The following is a 26545-nucleotide window of genomic DNA, read 5'->3' on the forward strand; positions in this document are numbered from 1 at the left end:
ATCTTGCACCTATGAACGAAAACGAATACATTTCCCGCCTCAAGGCCCGCGATATCCGTCCTACGGCGCTGCGGCTGTTGATTCTGCGTACGATGGCCGGATTCGACCGGGCTTTCAGCCTCGCGGATCTCGAAGAGGAGCTCGATACGGTGGATAAATCGACTCTTTTCCGTACGCTCACTCTTTTTCTGGCGCATCACTTGGTGCACGGCATCGACGACGGCACCGGTTCGCTCAAATATGCGCTTTGCAGCAGCGATTGCGATTGTGAAATCGACGACCTGCATACCCATTTCTATTGCACGCATTGCCGGCGTACCTTTTGCCTGCGAGGGGTGGCTGTTCCGCAGGTGGGTCTGCCGGACGGATTTTCGGCCGAAACGATCAATTTCGTTATCAAGGGGATCTGCGCCGACTGTTCGGGGCGGAACTGACAGGATGGATCGAGGCGGCTTGTCTGAACGACGAAGCCCCGTCCGCCCCGGTCGGAAACGGTCAATTAAAGGTCCGGGAATTTCCGGAGGCTCCTTTTCCGCAGCGGATGTCAGCAGGTGGCGAGCCAGTTGCGGATCAGCGCCGGGCCGCAATTCGAAATGCAGGATTCGGGGTGGAATTGCACGCCGTGTATCGGCAGGTTCCGGTGATAAAAGGACATGATGTGTCCCGCTTCATCGTGCGAACTTGCAATCAGCTCTTCGGGCATCGAGTCCGGATCGACGATCCACGAATGGTAGCGTCCTACGATCAGGGGCGGAGCGATTTTCTGCAGCAGCAGATCGCCCGCATCGGTTACGGTCAGCGTCGTCGGATGTCCGTGCAGCGGGGCCGACAGTTGTCGCAGTTCGGCACCGAATGCCCGGGCGAGCGCCTGATGTCCCAGACAGATCCCCAGCACGGGGATTCGCTGCCGCACGATCTGTCCGATCGCCGCCATAAGGTCGCCGGCCTCTTCCGGGATTCCGGGACCTGGGGATAGGAGTACCCCGTCGTAATCGCCGAATTTTTCGAAGTCGATCCGGTCGTTGAGTTGTATCGTAATATTCACCGGTTCGGACGATTCCCGAAGCAGTTGTACGGCGTTGTGGACGAACGAGTCGTAATTATCGATTACCAGTATCTTTTTCACGGCTACAAAAGTAACCTTTTTTATACCTTTGCGGAATAAAAATCGTCAGAATGGAAGCTCAGCTTGTCCGAAAAGCCGTGAATCGTTGTGCCGCGCAGGGAAAACCGTTCCTTTTCGGGGTCGATTTCGAATTGCGGGAGGGATTTTTCGTGGAGAATCCGCTCGTCTGCCGGCAGATTCCGTTTGCCTGCGGAGAGATTACCAATGTGCCGGATAGCTTCTCCGGGGAGGCGGAAATTACGCCCCGCCTGGAGATTCTGCATACCGATCGGGAGGCGTATCTTCGCCGGTTCGCCGTCATTCGCCGGGGGTTGCTTCGCGGGGACAGTTTTCTGACCAACCTGACCGAGCGGACTCCGATCCGAACGAACCTTACTCTCGAGGAGATCTTCCGCCGCAGCCGTGCCCGTTACAAACTGTTGCTGCCGGGGCGTCTGGTCTGCTTCTCTCCCGAGTGTTTCGTCCGCATTACGGACGGGGTGATCCGCTCCTACCCGATGAAAGGAACGATCGACGCTGCGTTGCCCGATGCCGAGGCCCGGTTGCTGGAGGATTACAAGGAGCGTTGCGAACATTACACCATCGTCGATCTGATTCGCAACGACCTGAACCGGATTGCCGATCGTGTGCGTGTCGAGCGTTTCCGTTACGTCGAGAAGATCGCTACCCTGCGGGGCGAAATCTTGCAGACGAGCTCCGAAATTGCCGGCGACCTGCGGTCGGGATGGCGGCAGGAACTGGGCGACCTGCTTTTCAGCCTGCTGCCTGCCGGCTCGATTTCGGGGGCTCCGAAACCCGCGACCCTGCGGTTGATCCGCGATGCCGAGGGGTCCCCCAGGGGATATTATACGGGGGTATTCGGCTATTTCGACGGTCGCGATCTGGACAGCGCGGTGATGATCCGCTATATCGAATGCGAGAACGGGCGGTTCTATTTCCGCAGCGGCGGCGGCATCACCGTGCACAGTGACCCGCAACAGGAGTACGACGAGGTCGTTACCAAAATTTACCTGCCGATTCCCTGATTGCGATGGACGAGTTGCTCTTCATAGAAACCATTCGAGTCGAAGACGGAATTTTCGTTCGTCCCGAACTTCATTTGCATCGTATGCGGCAGACGGTCCGCGAAGCATACGGCGTCGCCTCCGGTTTCGATTTGGCGGATGGTTCGATTCCGCTTCAGCATCGGAAGGGAACGGTGAAGTGCCGGATCGTTTACGGCCGGTCGCTGTCGGAGATTTCGTTTGCGCCGTATGTTCCCCGCGAGATTCGCTCCCTGCGGCTGGTCGCTGCGGACGACGAATTGGATTACCATTTGAAATATGCGGATCGTAGCGCCCTTGCCCGTCTTTTGCAACGTCGGGACGATTGCGACGAGATCCTGATCGTGCGCGACGGGGCGATTACCGATACCAGTTACAGCAACGTGGCGTTTTTCGACGGACGGAAATACGTTACGCCGGATACTTTCCTGCTCAACGGCACGCGGAGGCAGTACTTGCTCGGTACGGGAGTTTTAACCGAATGCCGCATTACGCCTTCCGACCTGGGCGGTTTCGAGCGGGTCGTGCTCATCAATGCCATGTTGGGAATCGAGGACGACCTCGCCGTTCCGATCGAACGGATTCGGGGATTATAACCGAAGGTAAGTGGCATAATCGCAGGGTTGCGGACCCTGCGTTTTTTATCGATCAAATCCGGCCTTTGGCGGGATTCAGCGGTATGTCAGTTTTGTCGTTCGTAATAGGCGATCCGGTCGCAACAGACTTTTTCCGTGATGTCGCGCATGAGTTCGAGGCGCGGGATCAAGGCGTCGATGTCGGTCTTGGTAACGACGAAATCCTTGTTGTAGCGGGCTTGTACATAGGCATCCTGTAACAGATTGAACAGGCGCCGCTCCTCCTCCGTATTTCGAGGGAAAACCGATACCAGTTGCAGCGTGTGCGTCTTGCAGCGATCCATCAGAATTTCCAGCGCATGATCTTTATAGCCGTAAAGGATATATACCAGCGGAATGGTACGCAGGTAATTTTCCGCAGCTTGATGTAGATGGAAAGAGGCCATTTTATATTTCTGCAACCCGGCATAGTAACGTGCTCCTAACAGAAAATCGCTGGCGAACTGGAATTTTTCGCTGAAATAGTCGCGGGCGATTTGCGCGATTTCCGCATAGTTCAATTTTCGGCATCGCGCCAGTTTGAACTCCTGCGAGGAGTAGAGCATGATTCCCTGCTTTTTGATTTCATGGTAGAAGTATTGTCCCAGTTCGAGGTTTTTATTCAGCCGGGAAATACTTTCGTTGATGAATTGCGGCCGGGTGTAAAATTCGCTTTGTTTGTTTTCGAAAAACCGTTCGGTGATGCGGGCGTAAACGTCGTATTCCTTCAGGCCGAGCCTTCGGCGCGTGACGATCAAAATGTCGTAGTCGCTCATGAAAAAGGTCGTCACCCCGTAATCCCGCCGACGGTCGCAATCGACGTACATATCCCGGGCGTAACTGCCGTAAAGAATAATCATTACGCAATCTTTTATTTCGTTTCGGATGATCTCCACAAGTTGATGCAGATCACGTCTTTTTTCCGCAGGCAGGAAGTTGATCGAACTTTTCATGCATACAAAGTTAGCAAGAAAATTGAAACGCCTAATTTTTACAATGAAATTAAAATACTATATTTGTGCGTAGTATTTTCGCGCGATGACGTTTGTTGTAGTGGGGCGGCGTGTGTCGTCCGGGAACAAATAAGCAGTTTGGATGCAATGCGGAAATACGGTAGTTCGGCGTAGCCGACAGACATAAAAGGGTACACAACTCTTATGCCTACCGTAAAATTGGGAATTTACAGTAATCAGGTGTAGCAGTTGTCTGTCCTTGTTATGCCCTGCTCGTTTCGACGGGAGGGGCAGGCAAGGGCGCAGGACAATCGACTGATTACGGGCTCCCAATGCCTTCGGTAGTAGATTGACACCGCGCCTTCTTTTCATTTTATATGCGAGAAGGTGCAAAATCCGATCCATAACATTTTATGTCCGGGGCCCAACAATTCCTGATATAGATTGATACATCCAAAGAAGCTGTAAATCAGAAAGTAAGAATTGCTCCTACGGAATAAGTAATTTTTGGTTGGTATGAAAAAAACGGATTATTCTTCCTGGAGAAGATTGGAGCGCGTGATTGAATCTTCTGGATTGACAATCAATTCATTCGCCAGATATGTCGGGTTGCCGCGAGGCGAAAATCTTTATCAGATCAAGCGGGGAAATTATGGAGTAAGCCTTGGTGTGGCTAAAAAGATCCATGCGAAATTTCCGCAGTATCCGATTTCCTGGTTGATGCACGGTGAAGCCGAATCCGCTGCTACGCCGGAAGGCGATGCTTTTGTCGTTCGGATTCCTGTATATCGGGACTCTTCCGTGGCGGAGTTTCCGCCCAAGGAGGTTCCAGAACGGTATCTGCTTCTTTCTGCCGAAGAGGCTCGGGGGGCTCAAATTGCATTATGCACGGACGATCAATTCGGAACGGTTTTGCAGCATTGGCTCGTGTTGCTGCGGGAGCCGGACGGAGAAGTTATAAACGGGAGAGTTTATTTCGTTATGACGGAGTGTTTCTATCTGTTTTGTTCCGTCTATCGTATCGAGGGGGATCCTGCTCGTCTGCGGTTGAAATCTTTGTTTGCAACTGCAGACGACGACCTGGAGGTCCGATGCGAAGAGATTTGTGTGATGTGGCCGGTTTGTGGGGCTATTTGCGGATTAAAATAGATTCGTAGTATACGGGTTTCCGAAGAATAGTGTTGTTTTTTGTCGGAATAGTCTTATCATAATGTAAATAGGAAGGTGTTTCAGAAGTGAATTTATGCTGAAAAAAATTAAATTCGCTCTTTCCGAAGGGATTTTGCATAATAAGAAAACACTGATTGCCGAACCTGGAAAAGAATAAGGCGATCGCTTTATTCTCTTATTTGTCAATCGAATATAAAAATAAAAAAGGATGGATTCGAAAAATCCATCCTTTTGAAAGTTGCTTTGTGCGGATAAAGGGACTTCCGCATGAATGTAAGCCCAATGTATATCAACGAATTGCGACGGCTTTGGCTTCTGTCCCCACATCGCCTACCGTCATTTTGCACGGTCTTGCGCCCGCCTGCCCGTTTCGCCTGCGCGGCCGCCGTATCTCCTTGCATGACATTATATTATTCTAATTGAATTATGCGGTTTGGATAATATCTTCCGGTTAATGCCCGATTACTGACGATGTGAATGCAGAGTATGGATATTTGTTTGTATAGTTCGGTTTTCGTATCTTTGTTTTGCTTTAATTTTAAATTGTTTTTATTATGAAACTGAGGTTGTGTTTTTTTATGCTTGCATTAGGGATATGCGGAGCAGTCGTGCAAGGTTGTGATGACAATGATGATAACTTGGATGTTCTTGATAAATTGCAGGCTGCATTTTCTCAGAAATATCCGGAAGCCAGTCCGAAATGGAAAACCCGGAGTAATTATTACATTGCGGATTTCCAGAACCAGAATTATGCAGCCGAGGCCTGGTTTACTTCCGATGCCGTTTGGCTGATGACCGAAACGGATCTTCCTCATGCGTCTTTGCCTGAGGCTGTTAAAAATGCGTTCAAGAACAGCGAATATGGACAGTGGAGCCTGGATGATGTGGATATGTTGGTGCGAGAAGGCATGGAGCCGGTCTATGTTTTGGAGGTAGAGCAGGGCCCGCGGGAGATGGATCTTTATTACAACGCGGAGGGAATTCTGATCAAGGTGGTGGAAGATTCCGAGGATGATTCCGAGGATTATCTGCCGATTGAACTTCCCGAAGAGGTGAAAAATTTTCTGCAGGAGAAATATGCGGCATCCAAAATTGTTGAAACGGATCAGGAGCACGGGCAGTTTGAGGTGGATATTATTCATGACGGAGTTGCCAAGGAGGTGCTTTTTGACAACAGCGGGAATTGGCTTTCCTCATCTTGGGAGATCAGTCTGGATACTCTTCCGGAAGTCGTTAAAACTGCGATCCGGCAGGAAATTAACGATAAGTATGTCGGTTATGAAACCGACGATGAGCCGGAACTGGTAGAAACGCCGGACGGGAATTATTATCGAATCGAGCTGGAAGCGGAAGATGACAGGGAGGTGATTCTCAAAATCCGGGAAGACGGATCTTTACTGCAGTAGATTCGTTTGAATAGGCATACCGACAGGCAGATGAAAATCTGCCTGTCGGTATGTTCGTATTATATCATTTGTTTTAATAGAACGATTTACCTATGAAAAAAATCGGTTTGCTGCTATTTTTGCGGTATTCACTTGCTCTTTGTCCGCACAAAATAGGCTTTCCGTCTTTATCGGAAATTCCAATCGGTATGCTTCGGTCGATTTGTCGGATTTCCGTCGGCGCCTCTGTGTGGAATACGATATTTCGGCAGAATCGCTCAATGATTATTACCGGCGTTGCGGCAGAGATTGGGGGCATGTGGGCCTTGCACTGGAGATCGCCTGAACCTCGGGACGAAGCATGCGCGATGTCTGTGACCATTACAAACGTTATAAATGTGAGGGCTGGGGGCGGATTCTGATCGAACTGAGAATCGGTCCCGAGTCGTCGTATCGTGTTCCGTTCTATGATCGGGTGCATTGTTATAGCGATTACTGGCACGAGCATTACGACTCCTATTGCAAACGGCATGGGAAGTATCTCCGCACAAGCACGGGTATAAGAAACACCCGAAATACGGGAAGCGGAAATACGGGAGATATCATGACGACGACGATGACGATTGAGTGACCGGTAATAATTCCATATAAATCATTATACGTATAATTGTTTTATGAAAAAGATTTTATTGGTTCTTGTTTGCAGTTTGTTTGCTTTCGAGACGGTTTCGGCTCAAGGGAAAAACGCCGTGGGATTACGGTTGGGAGATGGCGTGGAATTTCTTTATCAATGCGATCTTTCGTCTCGGAATTTTTTGCAATTCACGCTGGCGACTCCTCATTTTGAAGGGCTGTCCGTTACGGGAATCTATAATTGGCGCTGCTGCCGGTGGAATTGGACACCCCAGACTTGCGATTGGTATCTGAATGTCGGTGTGGGTGGAGCCTTGGGACTTTATGACTTTGACGATTCGGGTTTTTTGCTCGGTGTGGCCGGCTCCTGCGCTTTCGGCTGTCATTTCAAAAATGCCCCGATCTCTTTGGAGGTAGATTACCGTCCTGTGATCGGAGCTGTGATCGGCGGTGGACATGACGGCTTCTTTGATCCCGGATTCTGGAATTTCGGATTGTCCGTCAAATTCCATTTTTGAAACTATGAATGATCGTTATATATTCTTAATAGCCGTTTAAGTAGGAACGGCTATTCGATAAATCTCTGAACACGAACTGTATTGAAAAACAAATAAAAAGGTAGAAAAAACGAGAGATTTATTTTTGGTACTGATATACATATCTACACTGGAAAATCTTAGAAAGGTTAGTTCGAAAATCTTATGATTCTAACCTCTTGTAAATTACGTCAAAATGGTATTTCTGTTAAGTTCTGAAAGTCTTGTCCATTTCTGGAAATTGAAGTTATTTTCCCATTCTTTCCCTTTTTCCGTTTGGTGGCAATACAGGAGAATCACAAATGTCATTTGATTTATTTAAATAATGGATTATACCTATTTATACAAACATAGCTATCAGAGAATTGATGAAATTCAAAATTTGCTACCATATGATATCTTCATATCCAGCTATGTAAATTCACAGAGAGTGCAGGAGCCTGCAGATAACATTCAAGCAGGTCAAAAAATATGGTTTGCAACAGAAGAAGAAGGTCGGGATCTATATCTATCTGGAAAAGATGTTACGTTTGTCAAAGCGAATGAAGATTATGCTCCAATTACAGAAAAATTAGACACATTACAATTATCTGGCAAGTCTGTTTGTGTGGATGCAACTGGTTGCAGGGGCCCGTATTTGATGTTTCTAATGCGGTGCATGTCTATGTATAAGATTAATAAGTTTGATATATTATATACTGAACCCACACAATATAGATGTGCTTAAAACACTCAATTCTCTGACTTTTTTACGAAGTAAAACAGATGCATGGAAGGTCTGGTATCCATACGTCAAAGGACGACAATGATTTGCTTATTATAGCAGCAGGATATGATCATAGTCGTATTGTAGAGTGGCAACCAAAAAGAAAGGATGCAAGAAAAAAAGTGTTGTTATTTGGTTTTCCAGCCATTAGTCCTGGTATGTTTCAGGAAAATATCTTAAGAGCGCATGAGGCTGAAGCGGCTATAGAAACGGAGTGCTTTAAAGATATGGACTCGAATATATATGCACCAGCATATGATCCATTTGTTACAGCGCAGGCTATAAGTGAGTACGTTGAAAAGCAGAACAAGCGAGCACCCATTACAAATATCTACCTGTCCCCATTATCTACGAAACCTCATGCTCTTGGTATGGCTTGTATTTTTTATGGGAACATGGATTTAATAAAAACATTAGTCTGATTTATCCGTATTGTCAACAATATATAACTGATAATTCCGATGGAATTGCTCGTATCTGGCGATATGAAATTCAACTACCTTAAGTAAGAGAAAGCTAAACTATTAATATCGTAACACGAAGTAATAAAAATATATTTAAAGTTTATTGTGGGATTATAGGATAACCCAATTATATATTATAGTATGTTTGCAGTAAAGAAGACAATACAAATATGGCAAAGATTACGGTACGGGACACAAATGTTACAGTTATATTGCTCAATGAGAACGACTATATCTGTCTGACGGACATCGCGCGATACAAGAGCGACGACTCGAATGCGGTGATCGGCAATTAGTTGCGCAATCGGAATACGATCGAATATCTCGGAATTTGGGAAAGCCTGTATAATCCGGATTTCAAACCCCTCGAATTCGAGGGGTTTAGAAAGGAGGCCGGACTGAATGCCTTTACCCTGTCGCCGCAAAAGTGGATCAATACGACCAATGCCATCGGTATCATTTCCAAATCGGGGCGTTACGGAGGAACCTATGCTCATAAGGATATTGCGTTCAAATTTGCGAGCTGGATTTCCGTAGAATTCGAGTTGTATATCGTCAAAGAGTTCCAGCGGCTGAAAGAAGAGGAACAGAAACAACTCGGCTGGAGTGCCAAACGCGAACTGTCCAAAATCAACTACCGCATCCATACCGACGCGATCAAACAAAACCTGATTCCGGCCGAAGTGACCGCGAAACAAGCGAGCATCATCTATGCCAACGAAGCCGACGTGTTGAATGGGGCCATGTTCGGCATGACTGCAAAGACGTGGCGCGAGCAGAATCCCGACTTGAAAGGTAATATCCGGGATTATGCAACCATCAACGAACTGATCTGTCTGTCCAATATGGAAAACCTCAATGCCGTATTCATCGACCAGAAAATGCCTCAGGGCGAACGGCTCGTAAAACTCAACCGGATCGCTATTCAGCAGATGCAGGTATTGGAGAGCAATGACGAACGGAAACTACTGAAATAGCGCAATGGATCTCCGTAAGATCAACAGTTATATGATTCTGCTGGCGATAGTCGTTGTCGTCGGCTTGTTCGTGTCCACGGTCGCGCGACTGGTGATATTGGCAAAAGGGGTGGATGCAGGTACGGCGAATCTTGTTTTTCTGATTATGCTGGGTACCTGTGCGATAGCCTATCTGACCATTTTGGCAGCATTTTCCAGCATTGCGGATTTCATTGCCGATAAAATTCTCCCGAAGATAGCCCGAAAGAAGGCTCTTACTGCTGAAGCGACCAGGATTCCACCGATCGATGATATACCCGATTCGGATGTCGAGCAAATCAAGCAGGAGGCAGACAAACGATTTCTCGAACGGCAGAAAGAACAGATCGAACTGTTCCGACGTTATGGGCATAGAGAGGTAGGTCCCTACATCACTTCCGATGAACTTGTGCGTCTCGATCGCTACATCGAATATTATGCATGCAGGAATCCGGCTCGACAGAACTTACTCCTATTCGTCCGCAAAAGTTGAAAAATGCCGATCTATTCCATTTCGGATGGAACATGGCACACTATTTCGGACGACCGAAACAGGAGGTAGTGCCGTGGCTGAAATCCGCATTTGCTCCGCTTGCCGAGTTGGAGGATTCCTATATCAAAGGGAAACTATATTCACCACAGACACGTCAATTCACCATCCCCAACATTCCCGGCTATATGGCCGAACACGGCGGCTGATTTTCCCTTCAAAAAGATATTTCAGGGAGATTTTAAGGAGATAGCGAGTGTTTTTGATCTCCGAAAAATCTCCCTTTTTATTTGCCCCGGTTCCGATTGGACGGAACGAACGAATCCAAGTTTAATCTAAAAATTTCGATTATGAGTTTAAGGGATTTATTGGAGTCGGGGGCAAACGTCAGCGTGACGGTGACGCTCGACGATTTGAGAGCGATTTTCAACGAAGCGGCAAAAGGCGGAAGAATTTTTGGAGCGCTTAGGAATAGAGATCAAAGACCGCGAACAGGGCCGGGGAATGCGGACGAGATAGAGTAAAATCTATTTCTGCGTATAGCTTATATGGGCAATACCCCGAATGAGTGGTTGTTCGTCTGCGAATTATTTCTCATCTTCGTCATATTCCTTTATTTTAACAATCGTTCTGTAGCGCACAATGGTTGTGTCATCTTCGCTAACTTCACGTTTTAGCAAGTCGCAACCTTTTGCAATCTGAGACTTCAACCATAATTCGAATTCTTCCTTTTTCTTGATAAGATTTCCTGTAGCCATAAATCCAAATAGTTTTTTGCAAAGATACGAATTTCGCAGAACAAATTGATGATTTAATCATTTTTTTGTGTTCTTCTGCAATATATAACCTGATAAATCAAATATATTCCCATATAATTTGTATCTTTGTAACCATATTGGATAGTCATATAAATATGGAGCGTAAATTACTGAACCGAATCAAAGTCGTTCTCGCAGAGAAAAACAGAAGTAATAAATGGCTCTCGGAACAATTGGATAAAGATCCTGCCATAATCTCCAAATGGGTTACCAATACAACACAACCCAATGTAGAGACGCTGATTCAAATATCCAAAGTTTTGGGTGTAACCGTGGATGACTTGTTGAGAACGGAATAATAAATTTATGGAAGCAGTCAAATTATATAAATATCTAGATTTTACCGGTGGATTGATGATGCTACATTATAGTAATCTTCAATTTACCAATGCTACGCAGTTGAACGACCCGTTTGATTGTCACCCGTCGTTAATTGATTTCTCCAATGTTCCGAAAGAAGCGTGTGGAGGATGGACTCCGGAAATAATTGAAGAATTGAGAAGAGATCCATTTCGTAGAACCAGAGAAGAGGTGTGGATATGCAGCCTTTCTAAAATCTATGATTCAATCTTGATGTGGAGTTATTATAGCAAGCATAAAGGGATCTGTATTGGCCTGGATATGGAGAAAGCCAAAAAGTATCTTTCGATAATACAAGGAACAATCATGATTGGTTGTTCTGAGGTGGAAGTACAATACAAGGATATTGTAGAGAAGCCTAATTATTTTAGGGATGCAGAAGATTTCTTCCGTTATCAATTATCTACAAAAGCAAAAGCTTGGGAACATGAACAAGAGGTCAGACTGTTTATTTTAGATCCTTGGCCGACATATATGAGTTTATTGCCGGATCAGAATGATGAAAAAGGTCCGATTGATTGGAAAGAGGTTCGGGCTTTTCCTGAAATCGGAGGAGAGTGCTTTGAGTCTGTCTATCTGGGAATCAATATGGATACAGATGAGAAATCAAAAATAATAAGCGTTGCACGAAAATTAAATCCTGACATTAAGATTTACCAAATGGGAATTGATGCAAATGCTTTTAAGTTGAATACTGAATTGATAAAATAGTAAAATGGCTAAGAAACAGAATAAAGCTGTAAAGGAAGAAACCCTTGAAACGATACTTTTCAATTGTCGTAATAGTCTGCGTGGGCGTGCAGCCATGACAGATAAACGCGACCTGCTGTTAACTCTTGTATTCTTGAAATTCATAGGAGAACGGTTCAAACAGCAAAAGGAGAAAATCAGGCATGAGATAGTGGAAGTTCAAGGCATTCATGATACGGATTTCATTGAGCTGCAACTTTCACGTCCCAATCAATATATGCAGGACGGTGTGTTTTTCCTGACAGATGAAACGTTTTGGGACAAACTGATTCTCACATCACCAACAGGCATGGCTATCGCTTTCGATACAGCTATAAAAACTTTGGATGACAACGAACCTAAATTGAAAAATGCTCTTCCGCAGCAAATTTTCACGAAAACAGCCCTTGAACCGGGAGTTCTGAAAAGCGTAGTGGATGAGATAAACAAGATAGACCCTCAGAAATTCAATGACCACGACCTCATAGGACGTGTATATGAGTATTTTTTGCAGGCTTTTTCCATAAACACAGACAAAGAGGAAGGAGAGTTTTATACGCCACATTCCATCGTAGAGCTTATCGCCTCACTTATTGAGCCATTTGACGGGACGGTTTATGACCCTTGTTGTGGTTCCGGAGGGATGTTTGTTCAAGCGGCAAAGTTCATAGAGGCTCACGGTGGAAACACGAAAGCCGTCAACGTGTATGGGCAGGAATCAGAACCGGCAACTTATCGTCTGGCAAAGATGAATCTGGCTATCCGAGGCATCTCCTACCATTTGGGTGATAGGGCTGTGTCCACATTCTCCGATGACCAGCACAAGGAACTCAAGTTTGATTATATCATGGCAAATCCGCCGTTCAATTTGAAGAAATATGCCGAATATGGAGGTTTTGAAACCGATTCTCGCTGGCAAGGCTATGGAGTGCCTCCTACCAGCAATGCCAACTATGCATGGATTCTTCATATTCTTAACAAATTGAATGTCAGTCGTGGAATTGCAGGCTTCCTACTTGCTAATGGGGCTTTGGATGACAGCGATACACTTGAAATACGTAAGCTGCTAATCGAAAGTGACAAGGTAGAGGCTATTATCGTTTTGCCACGAAACATGTTCTATTCTACCGATATATCCGTCACTCTTTGGATATTGAACAACAACAAGAAAGGCGGACCGTGGCACGGAAGGCAACTACGCAACCGCACAGGTGAGATTTTGTTCATCGATTTGCGGACTTGGAACAGTAATATATACGAGAAGAAATATGTCCGTCTGACAGAAGCGGACATAGACAGAGTACGTCAAATATATTTCAATTGGCAAACCGAGAATTTTGTTGAGTATGCCGAGCCTGAATTATACTATGCTGCGCATCGTGACGAAATTCAGGGAAAGGGATATTCCCTCGTACCCTCCAGATACATTGAGTTCATTGACCGCGATACAGAAATAGACTATCAGTCTGCTCTTTCTGAAATGAGTGATAAATTTAATGCGCTGAAGAAAAGATGGGATGCAAACGAAACGGAACTCGTAAACGCTTTCAAAATTTTAGGGTATGGAAAAGAATAAGTTGCAACATCATAATATAACAACCGATACACTCTTTGATGACATTCGGAATATCATAGAACAAGGTCGGAGACAAGCATACGCAGCAGCCAATCAAATTACGGTACTTACCTATTGGCATATCGGGCGGCGTATAGTGGAAGAAGAACAGCATGGAGAAGCTCGTGCGCAGTATGGTACTCGGTTGATTAAAACATTGGCCGAACAACTGATGCCTAAATACGGCAATACGTTCAGCAAGCGAAATCTCGATTACTTTCGCCAATTTTATCTGTGCTTCAATGATTTGGAGATTGTGAACACGCGTGTTCACAATCTGACTTGGTCGCACTTCCGCTCGATTATACAGGTTGCAGACCCTAAGGCCAGAGAGTGGTATGTAAAAGAAGCATCGGAACAGATGTGGAGTGTGAGGACGCTTAACCGCAACATCGGTACACAATACTATGGTCGCCGTATGGCTTGTGTAAGGGAAGGATTGGCGTTACCCTCTCCCGATATTGAAGCCAATGATCCATTGGAGTATATAAAGAGTCCGGTGGTTGCCGAGTTTTTGGGCTTCCGCAAGGATAGCAAATATGACGAGAGCCAGTTGGAACAAGCCTTAATAGACCATCTGCAACAATTTATCATGGAATTAGGGCGTGGGTTCGCTTTTGTCGATAGACAGAAACATATTTCAACAGATACAGGTGATTTTTACATTGACCTCGTATTCTATAACATCAAGCTCAAGCGTTATGTGCTGTTTGAATTGAAAACACATCCTCTGACACATGCGGATGTGGGACAATTGGATATGTATGTACGGATGTACGATGACCTTGTAAAAGATGAAAACGACAATCCGACCATAGGCATATTGCTTTGCACCGAGACTGATAAGGTGATGGCAAAATATTCTGTTCTTAACGGTAGTGAACAATTGTTTGCAGCCAAATATATGGCCTATATGCCGACAGAAGAAGAACTGAGCCGGGAGATAGAACAGCAAAAACGTTTCTTCTTGGAACAACACGGAAAGGAGGAGTGATATATGGATGCTGGTAATGTAAAATGGGTCAGGCTCGGAGATTATATCGAGCAATGTGATGAAAGGAATCACAGTAATAAATATGGTATAGAGGCTATCAAAGGGATTAGTACCAGTAAAACTTTTATTGATACTAAAGCCAATCTTGATGGTGTACCTTTACAGTCATATAAATTGGTTGCACCTAGATATTTTGCATATGTTCCTGACACGTCAAGACGAGGAGATAAAGTTGCCTTGGCTTTTAATGACAGTTCTTGTACATATTTGATTTCCTCGATATATTGCGTATTTAAGGTCTCTGTTTTGGACAAATTAAGTCCAGAATATTTGTACCTATTTTTCCTCCGTCCAGAATTTGATCGATATGCTCGATATAATTCTTGGGGAAGCGCACGAGAAGTGTTCTCGTGGGGAAATATGTGCAATACAATGATTCCTCTTCCAACCATCACCGAACAGCAAAAAGTGGTGAATGCGTGGAAAGCATTTCGGGAAATCAAAGAACAAAATGAGGCTAAGGCAGCTCCGCTTATGCAAGTCTGCCAAAGTTATATTCAGGAATTGAAGCATAAATATCCTTTGCAGGAGATAGGACCATATATTGAAGAGTGTGATGAGCGAAATGTCGATTTGTCAGTTCGATTATCTCAAGGTATTGCAAACACAAAAGTTTTTCAGGCACCGAAACAAGTCGCATTAAATTCTAAATCAGATAAGATTGTGAGAACTGGACAGTTCGGATATAATAGAGCAACAACAAGAAATGGAGAGAAAATATCCATTGCATATAGAACCGGAGCGGATTGTACAGTTTCTTCCGCTTATGGAGTCTTCAAAATCACAAATGAGGACATAATTGAGCCGTATTTTTTGTGGATGTGGGTATCACGACCTGAATTTGATAGGTATGCTCGTTATATGTCCAAAGGAAGTGCGCATGAATTTTTTGAATTTGATGAGATGTGTCGTGTAAAAATACCTCTCCCACCCATTGAAATTCAACGAGCAATCGTCAATATCTACAAATGCGCTAACGAAGCCAAACAAATAGCCGAAGAAGCCGACCAGCTTTCACGCGAAGTTTGTCCGGCATTGCTTCAACATGTCATACATTCTTAAATAGCAGCGATTATGGCAGGCAAAGGGATATATTATGAAAGTCAATTCGAGGAAGCAACTATCGAACTTCTCCGCGAAGCACATTGGCAATATACATTCGGTGATGACATCCACCGTAAATATACTGACCCGCTTATCGAAGAGGATTTAAGAAATTTTCTTGCCGCTCAATACAAGGATAGGGATTTGACCACCTCCGAGATAGACGGCATTGTCGCCAATCTGCGCAATACAGGCGGACAGAATGACTATTACGCTCTTCGAAACGCTTTTTTGCTCTATCGTGACGGCTACGACTTTGCATATAGTGATGGTCGGGATAATCCGTTCCGCTTGGAATACATTGACTTTGAGCACCCCGACCATAATATTTTCCGTTGCGTCAATCAGTTTGTCATGGAGCAAGGTCGTGAGAACCGTCGCCCTGACATTCTGCTTTTTGTAAATGGCATACCCGTCTGCATCATTGAATTGAAAAATCCGACCAAGCAGAATGCCACCATACGCGATGCCCATACACAGATTTGCACGCGCTATATGCGGGATATTCCGGCATTGCTGAAATATTGTGCATTGGCGGTAATTAGTGACGGAGCAAAGAATGCTTTGGGTACGATATACACGCCATTTGAATTTTTCTACGAATGGAAAAAGATTGAGAATGAAGACAAAGCCGGAAAGGGACTTGACACGCTTCGCACACTCATTCGCGGGGCACTTTCACCGGAACGCATATTAGAGATATTACGGGACTATGTCTATTTTCCCGATCCAACAAAAGAAGATGACACGACTGAAATCGTATGTCGCTATCCGCAGTTCTTTGCTACACGTAAACTGCGAGACCATATCCTGAATCATTTGCGTTCTGTCGGAGGTGATGGCAAGGGTGGTACATATTTCGGAGCCACAGGGTGTGGGAAAACTTATACTATGCTGTTCCTTGCACGCCAACTGGTTTTGCGATGCAAGAAGCAATTGGGTAGCCCTACGATTCTCATCATAGTAGATCGGGAGGATTTGGAGACACAAAGCGGGAAACTGTTCTGTCGTTCGAAGCAGTATCTTGAAGACGAAGCTGTGAAAGTCTTTGAGACAAGGAAAGAACTTGCAGAAGAGATGAGCACGCGTAAAACCGGAGGTGTCTATATTACGACTATCCAGAAATTTGCAGAAACCACAGGGTTGTTGACAGAACGTTCCAATGTCATTTGCCTAAGTGATGAAGCCCATCGCTCTCAGAGCAATATCGGATCGAAACTATCCATACAAACCGAAGGAGAAGCCGATAAGATAGGAGCGAAAATCACATACGGATTTGCTAAATACTTGCGCGATGCGTTGCCGAATGCTACCTATGTTGGTTTCACTGGAACTCCCATTGACGAAACCATACATGTATTTGGAAAGGTTGTAGACCAATATACAATGAAGGAGTCGGAGGATGACGGCATTACTGTCCCAATAAAATATGACCCTCGATTGGCTCGTGTGTTCCTCAATAAAGAACAGGCAGAGAAAGTAGAAGAGTATTATCGCCTATGTGCTGATGAAGGTGCAACGCCGGAGGATATTGCCAAAAGCAAAGCTGCCATGTCAAGTATGGAGGTGATTATCGGTGATGAAGATGTCCTGCGCCGTGTTGCAAAAGACATTATCGAAGATTACAAGCGTCGAACTGAAACAACAGACCGTCTGCAAAAGGCTATGATTACCTGCGCAGACCGCAAGATAGCATTCAGGCTGTATAAAATCATGAGGGAGATGCAGCCCGAATGGTTCGAGAAAAAGAAAGCATTGAATGAACTTGTATTGACAGCGGACGAAAAGAATAAGCTGAATGACATCGCATTTGTCAATATGGTTATGACCAGGGATAAGGACGATGAAAAGGAACTTTACAATTTGCTTGGAGACAAAGACTATCGTAAATTTCTTGATTCTGAGTTCAAATCGGAAAAATCAAATTTCCATATCTCTATCAATGTAGATATGTGGATTACGGGATTCGATGTGCCTTGCTTGACCATGCTTTATAACGACAAACCGCTATCTAAACATACGCTTATTCAGACTATTTCGCGTGTAAACCGTAAATTCGGCACAAAAGAGTGTGGCTTTATCATCGACTACATCGGCATCCGCGAAGAGATGAAAAAGGCCATGAAAAAATATGGTGGCGAAGTCGGACCACAGGAAGATTTGGATGTTGCACATGAAGTATTGCAAAACGAACTGCAACTTTTGCAAGAGAGACTGTCAGGGTTGGTATTCGACCGTTTTTTCGGGAACAATGACCTTGCCCGACTTCAGTTCATTCAGAAAGCGGCTGAATATATCCTTGCCAACAGTGTTGAACGGAAAGGTGAGGTTTCTTTCCTCAAACTTTTCAAGGAACATGTTAAACGCCTGCGTTCTGCTTATAATATCTGTAACCCTGCCGGTATTCTGACTGAAGAAGAGGTAGCATGGAGTCAATGCTTCATGGGTATATGCTCATACGTAAACAAAATGACTGCCACAGAGCACGACACGGAAAGCATGAACAGGCATGTGGAACAGATGGTTCAGGAAGCAATTCTTGCAAGTGGTGTGGAACGAGTAATGAATGAAGGTGTTGAAGAGAATATTTTTAGCGACTCATTCGCCAAAGAGGTGGAAGATATAAAGATGCCATTCACTAAGTTCCAAATCCTCTGCAAACTCGTAGCCAAAGCAATCAGAGCATACAGCCGGACAAACAAGATACAAGCCGAACATTTCCAAAAGATGCTTGAAGATACGATAGATGCCTATAATACAAGGGACAAGTTGACATTCACCAATGAAGTGACACAAAACGTAGTGAATGATGTATGTGACATTGTTTCATACAAAATCAATGGGTTGTCGAACAAACTGATGAACATTCTGAAAGAGCTTAAAGCTGATAGCGAGAAATTCAAGGTTTTGGGTATCACTTTTGAGGAGAAAGCTTTCTTCGATGTACTTGTCGAGGTGCGGGACAAACATGGTTTTGAGTATGCGGATGAGCGTTGTATTGAGTTGGCAAAGAAAATCAAGACTCTGATTGATGATACCGCTGTCTATGCCGATTGGCTAAATAACGACAACCTAAAAAGCAAACTCGCCAGCCAGCTTACATATCTTCTCTACAAAGAGGGTTATCCTCCTCAATGGGATGAAGAAGTCTTCCAGAAAGTTCTTGAACAGGTAGAGAATTATAAGAAACATGAATAATATAAATAGAACAAATAGACATGCAACCAATATACATAGATTTACACATACATACTTCAGAGAATGCAAATAATCTGAATACTAACTACGATATAGCAGAATTGGTCGGCCAAATAAAGAAACTAAATGGAGACAGTCCGTTTATGATTTCGTTAACAGATCACAACACCATTAACAAATCTGCCTATTTGAAGGCTCAAAACCTGGACCTTAACTTAATTATTGGTGTAGAATTACACATTCAAAATCGGGCTGAGGCAAAATCGTACCATTGTCATATATATTTTAATGCTCCTATAGAAGATGCTGTGATAGATTCGCTAAACGAGATTCTAGATGAACTATATCCAAATAAATTACCTGACCGAAATGACCCCAATACGCCAGATATCCAAAAAATCATTAATAGTTTTGACACATTTGATTTCATCTTACTACCACACGGCTCACAAAAACATGGAGCATTTAATTATAGCATCAACGATGGTGAAAATTTAGATAATGCTATCAATAGAAGTATATATTATAATCAATTTGATGGTTTTACATCAAGAAGTACCAAAGGGCTGGAGGCAACTCATCAATATTTTGAACGACTCGGAATATCGGAGTTCATTAATCTTGTGACTTGCTCTGACAACTATTCTCCCAGTATATATCCTCGCTCGCATAGCGGGAATGATGATGATTTCATCCCAACATGGATGTTTGCGCAACCAACATTTGATGGATTACGACTTTCGCTTTCTGAAAGTACAAGACTTGTGGCTAGTCATGAGAAACCAATACGACGAAGTGATTATATTGGGCATGTAGAATTGCAGAATGAACATATAGATGTGAATGTAAACTTAACCGAAGGTCTGAATGTCGTAATTGGCGGATCTTCATCCGGGAAAACTTTATTTGTGGATTCATTATATAGAAATATTCATCAGGATTTTGAGGGCTCGAAGTATATAGAGCGTTATGGTGTGGAGAATATGATTGTAGAGAATACAAGTGGAATGACCCCATATTATATATCTCAAAACTTCATAGCAGAAAACATCTCGGATAATAACGAAAAAAGTATTGATAAAATAGAGATATTAAGGAATATTTTTCCTGCAGACGATGAAATTAATCGTAGTATTACAACGGGTCTAAATAAATTGCATGAGGTAATTAGTGAAATGTTGCAGTACGTGGAGAAAATAGAGGACTGCGAGCGAACCTTGAATGCATTACCTAATCCAGGGCAGTTGATTGTTACTGGCATCGTGAAGAAAAATGCGTTGAATATATTGATGCCAACGGCAGAAGAAGAAAGTCTCGTTAAGTATCCTTCGAATCAATATAAGATTGATTTAGAAGCAATAGAGACTATTAGAACTTTTTTAGAGAATAATCCTTTGATTGAAGATGCAAATGAAGAGATTAACTCCATAAAAACAAAACTTACCTTAGCTGCAAAAGCCTATACTATGTTTGATGATGTGTCTATGGTCGTAAAAGAACATAAACAAGTTGTAGATAGAATACTGAAAGATGAACTTGGACAGCAGCAATCCCGCATCACAAACAAGGATAGTTTACTTAAAACTGTAGGTGAATATATAAAAGTTCTTACGGGTTTTAAGCATTGTAAACAAGAGTTGATTAAAATAAAATATTCTTTTCAGACTAGAGAAATAGAAGCAAGAGGACATAAATTGTCTGTTATTAATAACTTTATTTTTAACGAGAAAGTACTAGTAGATGCATTGAAATACTGTTTAAAGTCTAATATCAATACTATTGCAGATGTTACTCCGTGGAATTTGATGAGCCGTTATTTCAAGAAAAATCCCAATGTCGAATCATACAACGATATGACCCAGAGGGTATATACGAAATTAATGGAGTTAAATACACGTTCGTATAAAATTATAACGAAAGACGGGAAAGATTTTAACAGTTTGAGTCCTGGATGGAAAACGGCAATTTTGTTGGATTTAATACTAGGATATGAACAAGATACTGCGCCCATTATTATTGACCAACCAGAGGATAATTTGGCTGTAAAGTATATAAACTCGACATTAACAGAAACGATCAAAGCTGTAAAATGGAGTAAGCAAGTGATTATGGTAAGCCACAATGCAACAATACCAATGATGGCAGATGCCCAAACAATTGTTGTTTGTGAAAACGATGGTAATAAAATAACCATTCGTTCTGCGTCATTAGAAAGCGAAGTCTTCGGACAAAAAGTATTGGACTATATTGCTGATCAGACTGATGGTGGCAGGACATCAATCAAAAAAAGAGTCAAGAAATATAATTTTAAAAAATACAATTAAATATGAAACTGAAATTCAATAAAACAGAAGACGGTGATATTGCTGCTGTAATTCTTGATAACACAAAGCAGGAGGCGTTCTCGTACATCAAAATGATTGCCGCCCTGCTTGATGGACAGCCTATCGAATGTGAATATGGTGAAGGGATAACCCCAGAAGAACAAGAGCAGATAAAAAGTTTAAATGATGCTATATGGAAAAAAGTACATCCCGAAGGAGAAAATGGAGAGATGAGTCTTTTTAATTAATATTTGGATATACATAGTAAACGAGGTAACATCTAACCATATTGGCATATATATATGAAATATAATCAGAAAATGGAGAAATGCCTTGCTCCATTTTCTGATATGCAAGTGCTTGTTCAATTATCTATTTCTACTTCGAATTTTAGTATGTTTTACTATTCGTGAAGCATAAAGCAAACACTTCCTCCGATACGCTTCTTCCTCCTCATCCGGTCTTCGGCCATCCCAAGGCAGATCAGAGGTTGAGCCTCCTCCACCTGAGGAGATCGGTACAGGCTGGCCACCGATAAGTGCATCGGCAACGGCAAAAATAAGGTTGCGAACAGATGGTATAGCCAACTGTTCAAGAAGCGTATTCAGCTCTGATTCCAAACTTTCATTTGTGTCGGAAAGGGATTTGTTCTCCCGTCTCAGCTGATAAAACTCACCATAATCCGCCAATACATTGCGCTGGGCGGCTTCAACCTGCCGTGCCGCATCATTTCTATATAGGGATTCTATCTTGCGAACAATTTCGGTAAACTGCTTGGCGATATGCTGGTTCTGACGTTCGACCCATTTATCCGTACCGAACAAGGGTACTTTCTCGGTAATTTGCGGTGGCGTGAAATCAACCTTGTGATTACGGAACGGCTGGACAACCGAACGGGCTTTTGTCGCATCTGCGGTCAGCCGTTCCAGTTCCAGCTCCTTTGCGTGGAGCTTGTCGGCCTTGTCTTCAAGTTTGGTCTGATACTCAGCAATGAGTTTCTGGATATCCGCTTTCTGCGACTCATACCTGTCGAGTGTAATCTTGCCGGAAGCCAGTTCCCTTTCCGCCTCTTCAAGTTGCAGCCTATACTTGAAAATCTTTGATTCCAGATTCCGCATCATAGATTGAAGCCCCTTAACGGCTTTCTCGGCCTGTTTCGCCTCTTTGGTCAGTTTGCGGATATAGTCGCGCTTATTCAGATGCTGCACATTACGCCCATCAATACTGTCCCCACGTTCAAGTCCGTATTTGCTGCCAACCTCGTCATACAGGGAAGTGTGCATATCTTTCAATATCCGGCCATATTCATAGCGGTCTTTCCCAAACTTTGCCGACCACATCACACACTCCCGTCCGCTCTTGGGGCGGATACCTACCGGAACAACCAAGGCATGGATATGCGGACTGCTCTCGTCAAGATGTACCTGAAACCCGACAATGTTTTCCTGTCCGTATCGTTTGGCGCACCAGTCATAGACATCCTTCGCCCAATTCTCGATTTCATCGCAACGGTGCAGATGGCTGTTGTCCGCACCTTTCTCCAGATTGACGGACTGATTCCCGAAAGCCATTTCAAGCGTCCGGTCATGGTTGCCTCCAAAGACGAATTTCGCACAACAGTTCGGCTGGATTTTGCTGTTCGACTTGAACGGCTTCCAGTTTAACTCGTCCAACCGTTCCTGCAAACGTACTTCGAGCGGTTTCTCCTGATAACCCAACGGATGAACTTTCCCGTCAGGACCAATCTCGAAATTCAGTTTCATTCTGGTCTTGTCGTAGTGGTTGGTCGGCTCCTGATTCTTCCTGTCAATCTTGTCATCGTTCCAACGTCTTTCGTTCTCATTGGTCTCTGCCGTGCCGAATGACTTTCCGGCTTCGACATGCATGGCTTGTTTTATATCTTTATTCATATAGGGTATTCTTTTGATAAATGATTGACGTTTGAGCTTGCTCGCTCCGAACCGGATTCTGCCGAATGCCCGAGGGACTTTATTGCTGTCAGGCAAAAAGTCCTTATTGTGTTATGGACTTTCTTACAAACTCCCGAAGCAAGACTTCGGATTACTCCACCAATGCCAGATCCAACTCGTCGATGAGTAACTGCAACGCAGGATTACGCTGTATCATCTTTGCGAGAATCATCTGTGGTGTATCCTCCATCAGCAGGAAGTCGGCAATGTCCAGTCCCTGACGGCGCTGTTCATCGGTCGCCATCTTCTCCAACAGTCCGGAACAGGTGGCAGATTTACAAACGGATTGCAGCATCTGAACCTTACACCGCCATTCATCCGTGGCCTTGAGGTCGGGGAAGAGAATCACATCACGCCCTCGTAGCACCTGCATGGCCTCGCTGTTGAAACAGCCGTGCATTCCCCCGGTGGCAAGCCATACCAAATCAGGGATGAACAGTGCTGCAATCAGTGCCGTCTTCTCGCTTTCTACAATGGCGACAGTCCTTGCCATAGATGAAGCATAGGCCAGCAGATGCTCACCGAACAGGCACTGCCTCATGTGGAAGTCCGGTATCTTTCTCACCGAATGTACCCAGCTGACCTGATTGAAGGGCTGTTTGACACGGTGTCCGGTCTTTGCATCATAGCCCATAATCTTGCCAGCACGGACATTTCCGCTGACATCAATCTGCCAGAATACGGTAGCCCCGTTCCACATCTTGGATGTACCCACTTTGTAGAGATTGAACAACCAATCTGTCTTATCCTTGCCTGCAACGGTGGTAAGGTATCCGTATAAAGGATTTATGTCATACCTCTGCATGGACTGCTCCACCCAAGCATAGGGAATATAAGAAATCTGAGGTTGGGGTTTGGGTGATGGCTTTCCTGCCGGTTTTATAACCGTTGGTATAACATTGCCATATCTGTCTTGCCCGGTCAAATTTTCCTTGACAGCGAGGTTGTCATTAAAATATTCTTTGGGGGTATAATGATAGCCACAACTGTTGATGTGGTCGCACTTGCCCACATTGTCAGGAAACGAAACCAGCCCTTCCTCGTCAATGTATCGGGTAAAACAGCCTTTCCTGCCGCATCCGGGACAGACGGTCTTGCTACCCGGCCTGTATTTCTGGAGATGGAATCTGTATTCACTCATAGCTCTGTCTTTTTGATTTCTGCAAGCCGAAAGGCCATTTGCAGTCTGCAGTCCTTGCAGTTTTGCAGGGATTCTCCGCTTTCAATGCCCCGAAACTGCAAGACTGAAAAAACTGCAAGCTGCAACAGGGAGTATTTCCTTGCAGTCTTTGGTTGGTTATTCATTTTCATTCATGGAATATTTGCCGGATTCATACACGATTTTCTCATAATGCCCGGCCTTGGCTTTCCGAAGAAGCCGGCTGTGACATAGCTCCTTCAGATAGTTCATCACAGTACGCTCGCTGATACCCTGTAGCTCTTTGCCTATGGCAATGGCCGTCTTTGTATCAAAAGTATCAGGCAGCAACGACAGCAACACCTTCGGTGGCTCTTCACAGGTGTCGTTCGCCATAAAGGAACGGATGCGGACATATGAATCCTCGAAATAGTCATTCAGACGTATGGCGGCTTTAACTGATACCGTATCCACAAACTGAAGATGGCTTTCATCGGAAGCATAACGCAGGACTTGGATTATCAGAGCCAGCCGTGCCACGTGTACCGGGTGTTTCATCTCCCGGCTGTCCACCTCGACATCATCCTCTATCCGATTGATACGCTCCACTTTCCTGTTCCACCAAGAGAAGAAGTATTCCTTGGCCTCCCTGTCCATAGACAGTACACGAGGCATTCTCTCTTCCGCTTCTGTATCATATTCCAAGGCAAACACCTTGTCCAATATACGCTCCCAGCGTGCAGCGGCCAAAGATGTCATTTCTCCGTCATCGTCCCGGTTTATCCATGGCGATATTTCGGGGGATTTGGGCAATACGAACAGGATGCGGTCAAGCAGTCCGTTTTCCTCGAACCCTTTCCTGAGAAGTTCATGCACACGCTTGGTCTGTGTACCCCCGATGATGTTGATACACGGATGTTCTATATGAACAGGAATAGTATTACTTACCCTTGTCACGTCCAAAGCCCCGCCACTCCATGCGGTAAGCAGCTGTTCTATGAGCTGCCCGTTCGTGTAGCGGTTGACAGAATTGAACATGCCCATTATCTCGTCCACCAGAATGACCACACTTCTCGGATTGTTATTATGGGTCAGCATAAGCGATTCGGGAGTGAAGTCGGAAACGATGGTACGTTTCAGAACTGGTTTCCTTCCGTTTTCTCCTGCCGCTTTCCATGCTTCCATTTCTGCTTCATACGCCTTGAACAGGGCATAGTCATGTTTTCGGATAGGACGGAATGCCGCCTCCAACGGTGGGGTCTTGCCCAGTCCGGGTCTGCCTATCAGAATGACATACAATGTACCGTTGCTCTGCCAGTCGCCTTTTATGCGGATGCGGTATGTGCCGCCCAAGGCCGCAGACACAGCCGACAGCATGGACGTTGCGATGAACTCAATCTTGTAGTTCTCGTATTTGGTCATATCGAGTATGATTGACTGCACATTCTGGGGAAACACATCCAAGGGGAATCCCGTATCTTCGGTATGCTCCGCTTCCATACGGATTCTGTTACATAGTTCAAGCCGGGTGTTCTTCATCTCAGCCATTTCTCTTCTTGCAATAGGATGTTACACTCTCAGACTTGCCTCCCGTCTGTACACGATGCACATCGGACTTGGCATACATGTTCTTGTTGCCGACCTTGACGGGGACAAGATAACCGCGCTTCGCCCACAGGTTGAGCGTACCCTCGCACACGTTCAGCAACTCACGGACCTGCCTTGTGTTCAGCCAGCCCTCTTCCGCTTCACGCTGCATGGCTGCCTTGTGTTCTTCCTGCTGCGCCATGATGGTACGCTGCACGATGGATTCCGCAAACATTTTAAGGTCTGTGGGAGTGACTTCCAGTTTCACGTTCGCTCCCTGTTCGACTAGACTTTCAATCGTAATCATAACTATCAGCTTTTGAAGTTTTTGACGACCATCTTCAAAAGTTCCCTGATGCCCCGCTTCCGATGGCTTATAAAAGAGAAGCACCGTCGACCCTCGGGAAAAGGATTGACGGTGCAAAGGTATATCGGAATTGAAAGTGGTTGAAAGAATATAAGTTGGCATATTT

General features: G+C 44.6%; 25 protein-coding genes and 2 pseudogenes. 20 read left to right on the top strand and 7 right to left on the bottom strand.

The window, feature by feature from the left end; translation table 11 throughout:
* Window positions 1–11 precede the first annotated feature (11 nt).
* Window positions 12–434, top strand: coding sequence for a Fur family transcriptional regulator (locus ALIPUT_RS09905; RefSeq protein ID WP_004329775.1), 423 nt, complete (start codon window positions 12–14; stop codon window positions 432–434).
* Between the two features lie 110 nt (window positions 435–544).
* Here ALIPUT_RS09905 and ALIPUT_RS09910 read toward each other — a convergent pair whose 3' ends face one another.
* On the bottom strand, window positions 545–1126 hold the full coding sequence (locus ALIPUT_RS09910) for an anthranilate synthase component II (RefSeq protein WP_004329776.1): 582 nt from the start codon (window positions 1124–1126) through the stop codon (window positions 545–547).
* A 50-nt stretch (window positions 1127–1176) separates the two neighbouring features.
* On the opposite strand from ALIPUT_RS09910, the gene ALIPUT_RS09915 reads away from it, so the two are divergent.
* Together ALIPUT_RS09915 and ALIPUT_RS09920 are read left to right on the top strand one after the other, a co-directional pair.
* Window positions 1177–2151: an aminodeoxychorismate synthase component I gene (locus ALIPUT_RS09915; protein ID WP_004329777.1), complete on the top strand. Its 975-nt coding sequence runs from the start codon at window positions 1177–1179 to the stop codon at window positions 2149–2151.
* Window positions 2152–2156: 5 nt separating this feature from the next.
* Entirely contained in the window at window positions 2157–2765 is a 609-nt protein-coding gene (locus ALIPUT_RS09920; protein ID WP_004329778.1) for an aminotransferase class IV, read from the top strand.
* Window positions 2766–2851: 86 nt separating this feature from the next.
* On the opposite strand, the gene ALIPUT_RS09925 is transcribed toward ALIPUT_RS09920, so the two are convergent.
* Entirely contained in the window at window positions 2852–3736 is an 885-nt protein-coding gene (locus tag ALIPUT_RS09925) for a HEPN domain-containing protein (RefSeq protein ID WP_004329779.1), read from the bottom strand.
* A 516-nt stretch (window positions 3737–4252) separates the two neighbouring features.
* Here ALIPUT_RS09925 and ALIPUT_RS12165 point away from each other — a divergent pair.
* The 9 genes and pseudogenes from ALIPUT_RS12165 (at window position 4253) to ALIPUT_RS12870 (ending at window position 10384) form a co-directional block, all read left to right on the top strand.
* A complete protein-coding gene (locus ALIPUT_RS12165) occupies window positions 4253–4885 on the top strand; it encodes a helix-turn-helix domain-containing protein (RefSeq protein ID WP_004329781.1) in 633 nt (210 codons plus the stop codon).
* A gap of 575 nt (window positions 4886–5460) precedes the next feature.
* Window positions 5461–6312: a PepSY-like domain-containing protein gene (locus tag ALIPUT_RS09940; protein ID WP_004329784.1), complete on the top strand. Its 852-nt coding sequence runs from the start codon at window positions 5461–5463 to the stop codon at window positions 6310–6312.
* Window positions 6313–6404: 92 nt separating this feature from the next.
* Window positions 6405–6918, top strand: a pseudogene (locus ALIPUT_RS13185) (hypothetical protein).
* 47 nt (window positions 6919–6965) lie between these two features.
* Window positions 6966–7442: a hypothetical protein gene (locus tag ALIPUT_RS12555; protein WP_081443387.1), complete on the top strand. Its 477-nt coding sequence runs from the start codon at window positions 6966–6968 to the stop codon at window positions 7440–7442.
* 343 nt (window positions 7443–7785) lie between these two features.
* On the top strand, window positions 7786–8187 hold the full coding sequence (locus ALIPUT_RS12865; protein ID WP_004329787.1) for a hypothetical protein: 402 nt from the start codon (window positions 7786–7788) through the stop codon (window positions 8185–8187).
* A gap of 83 nt (window positions 8188–8270) precedes the next feature.
* Window positions 8271–8648 (top strand): hypothetical protein, encoded by a 378-nt coding sequence (locus ALIPUT_RS09955; RefSeq protein ID WP_147554454.1) that lies wholly within the window; start codon window positions 8271–8273, stop codon window positions 8646–8648.
* A 212-nt stretch (window positions 8649–8860) separates the two neighbouring features.
* Window positions 8861–9667: pseudogene (locus ALIPUT_RS09960) on the top strand (KilA-N domain-containing protein).
* A 31-nt stretch (window positions 9668–9698) separates the two neighbouring features.
* Window positions 9699–10178 carry a hypothetical protein gene (locus ALIPUT_RS09965; protein WP_147554455.1) on the top strand — a complete coding sequence of 160 codons (480 nt, stop codon included), beginning with the start codon at window positions 9699–9701 and terminating at the stop codon, window positions 10176–10178.
* 32 nt (window positions 10179–10210) lie between these two features.
* Complete coding sequence (locus ALIPUT_RS12870) at window positions 10211–10384, top strand: hypothetical protein (RefSeq protein ID WP_155813749.1); 174 nt, start codon at window positions 10211–10213, stop codon at window positions 10382–10384.
* A gap of 378 nt (window positions 10385–10762) precedes the next feature.
* Here the strand turns inward: ALIPUT_RS12870 and ALIPUT_RS12875 are convergent, their stop codons facing one another.
* On the bottom strand, window positions 10763–10933 hold the full coding sequence (locus tag ALIPUT_RS12875; protein WP_004329794.1) for a hypothetical protein: 171 nt from the start codon (window positions 10931–10933) through the stop codon (window positions 10763–10765).
* A 155-nt stretch (window positions 10934–11088) separates the two neighbouring features.
* On the opposite strand from ALIPUT_RS12875, the gene ALIPUT_RS09975 reads away from it, so the two are divergent.
* Genes ALIPUT_RS09975 through ALIPUT_RS10010 form a run of 8 tightly spaced genes read left to right on the top strand, consistent with a single transcriptional unit; the run spans window position 11089 to window position 21625 of the window.
* Window positions 11089–11292 carry a helix-turn-helix transcriptional regulator gene (locus ALIPUT_RS09975; protein ID WP_004329795.1) on the top strand — a complete coding sequence of 68 codons (204 nt, stop codon included), beginning with the start codon at window positions 11089–11091 and terminating at the stop codon, window positions 11290–11292.
* Between the two features lie 7 nt (window positions 11293–11299).
* Window positions 11300–12064, top strand: a complete 765-nt coding sequence (locus tag ALIPUT_RS09980; RefSeq protein ID WP_004329796.1) for a DUF2971 domain-containing protein — start codon at window positions 11300–11302, stop codon at window positions 12062–12064.
* A 4-nt stretch (window positions 12065–12068) separates the two neighbouring features.
* Window positions 12069–13658 carry a class I SAM-dependent DNA methyltransferase gene (locus ALIPUT_RS09985; protein ID WP_004329797.1) on the top strand — a complete coding sequence of 530 codons (1590 nt, stop codon included), beginning with the start codon at window positions 12069–12071 and terminating at the stop codon, window positions 13656–13658.
* On the top strand, window positions 13645–14691 hold the full coding sequence (locus ALIPUT_RS09990; protein ID WP_004329798.1) for a PDDEXK nuclease domain-containing protein: 1047 nt from the start codon (window positions 13645–13647) through the stop codon (window positions 14689–14691). The genes ALIPUT_RS09985 and ALIPUT_RS09990 overlap by 14 nt, the downstream gene beginning before the upstream one ends.
* A 3-nt stretch (window positions 14692–14694) precedes the next feature.
* Complete coding sequence (locus tag ALIPUT_RS09995; RefSeq protein WP_004329799.1) at window positions 14695–15813, top strand: restriction endonuclease subunit S; 1119 nt, start codon at window positions 14695–14697, stop codon at window positions 15811–15813.
* A 12-nt stretch (window positions 15814–15825) separates the two neighbouring features.
* A complete protein-coding gene (locus ALIPUT_RS10000; protein ID WP_004329800.1) occupies window positions 15826–19053 on the top strand; it encodes a type I restriction endonuclease subunit R in 3228 nt (1075 codons plus the stop codon).
* A 20-nt stretch (window positions 19054–19073) separates the two neighbouring features.
* Window positions 19074–21377, top strand: coding sequence for a PHP domain-containing protein (locus ALIPUT_RS10005; protein WP_004329801.1), 2304 nt, complete (start codon window positions 19074–19076; stop codon window positions 21375–21377).
* A gap of 2 nt (window positions 21378–21379) precedes the next feature.
* Window positions 21380–21625 carry a hypothetical protein gene (locus ALIPUT_RS10010; RefSeq protein WP_004329802.1) on the top strand — a complete coding sequence of 82 codons (246 nt, stop codon included), beginning with the start codon at window positions 21380–21382 and terminating at the stop codon, window positions 21623–21625.
* Window positions 21626–21745: 120 nt separating this feature from the next.
* Here the strand turns inward: ALIPUT_RS10010 and mobV are convergent, their stop codons facing one another.
* From mobV to ALIPUT_RS10030, 4 genes are all read right to left on the bottom strand, one after another.
* The gene (gene mobV, locus ALIPUT_RS10015) at window positions 21746–23287 is read right to left on the bottom strand and encodes a MobV family relaxase (protein WP_004329803.1); all 1542 of its coding nucleotides are present in this window, start codon (window positions 23285–23287) and stop codon (window positions 21746–21748) included.
* A gap of 151 nt (window positions 23288–23438) precedes the next feature.
* Window positions 23439–24488 carry a DUF6371 domain-containing protein gene (locus ALIPUT_RS10020; protein ID WP_004329804.1) on the bottom strand — a complete coding sequence of 350 codons (1050 nt, stop codon included), beginning with the start codon at window positions 24486–24488 and terminating at the stop codon, window positions 23439–23441.
* A 156-nt stretch (window positions 24489–24644) separates the two neighbouring features.
* Window positions 24645–26033: a DUF3987 domain-containing protein gene (locus ALIPUT_RS10025; RefSeq protein WP_004329806.1), complete on the bottom strand. Its 1389-nt coding sequence runs from the start codon at window positions 26031–26033 to the stop codon at window positions 24645–24647.
* On the bottom strand, window positions 26026–26463 hold the full coding sequence (locus ALIPUT_RS10030) for a helix-turn-helix domain-containing protein (protein ID WP_004329807.1): 438 nt from the start codon (window positions 26461–26463) through the stop codon (window positions 26026–26028). The genes ALIPUT_RS10025 and ALIPUT_RS10030 overlap by 8 nt, the downstream gene beginning before the upstream one ends.
* Between the last annotated feature and the right edge of the window lie 82 nt (window positions 26464–26545).

This window comes from Alistipes putredinis DSM 17216, assembly GCF_000154465.1.
In the GTDB taxonomy this organism is placed as follows: domain Bacteria; phylum Bacteroidota; class Bacteroidia; order Bacteroidales; family Rikenellaceae; genus Alistipes; species Alistipes putredinis.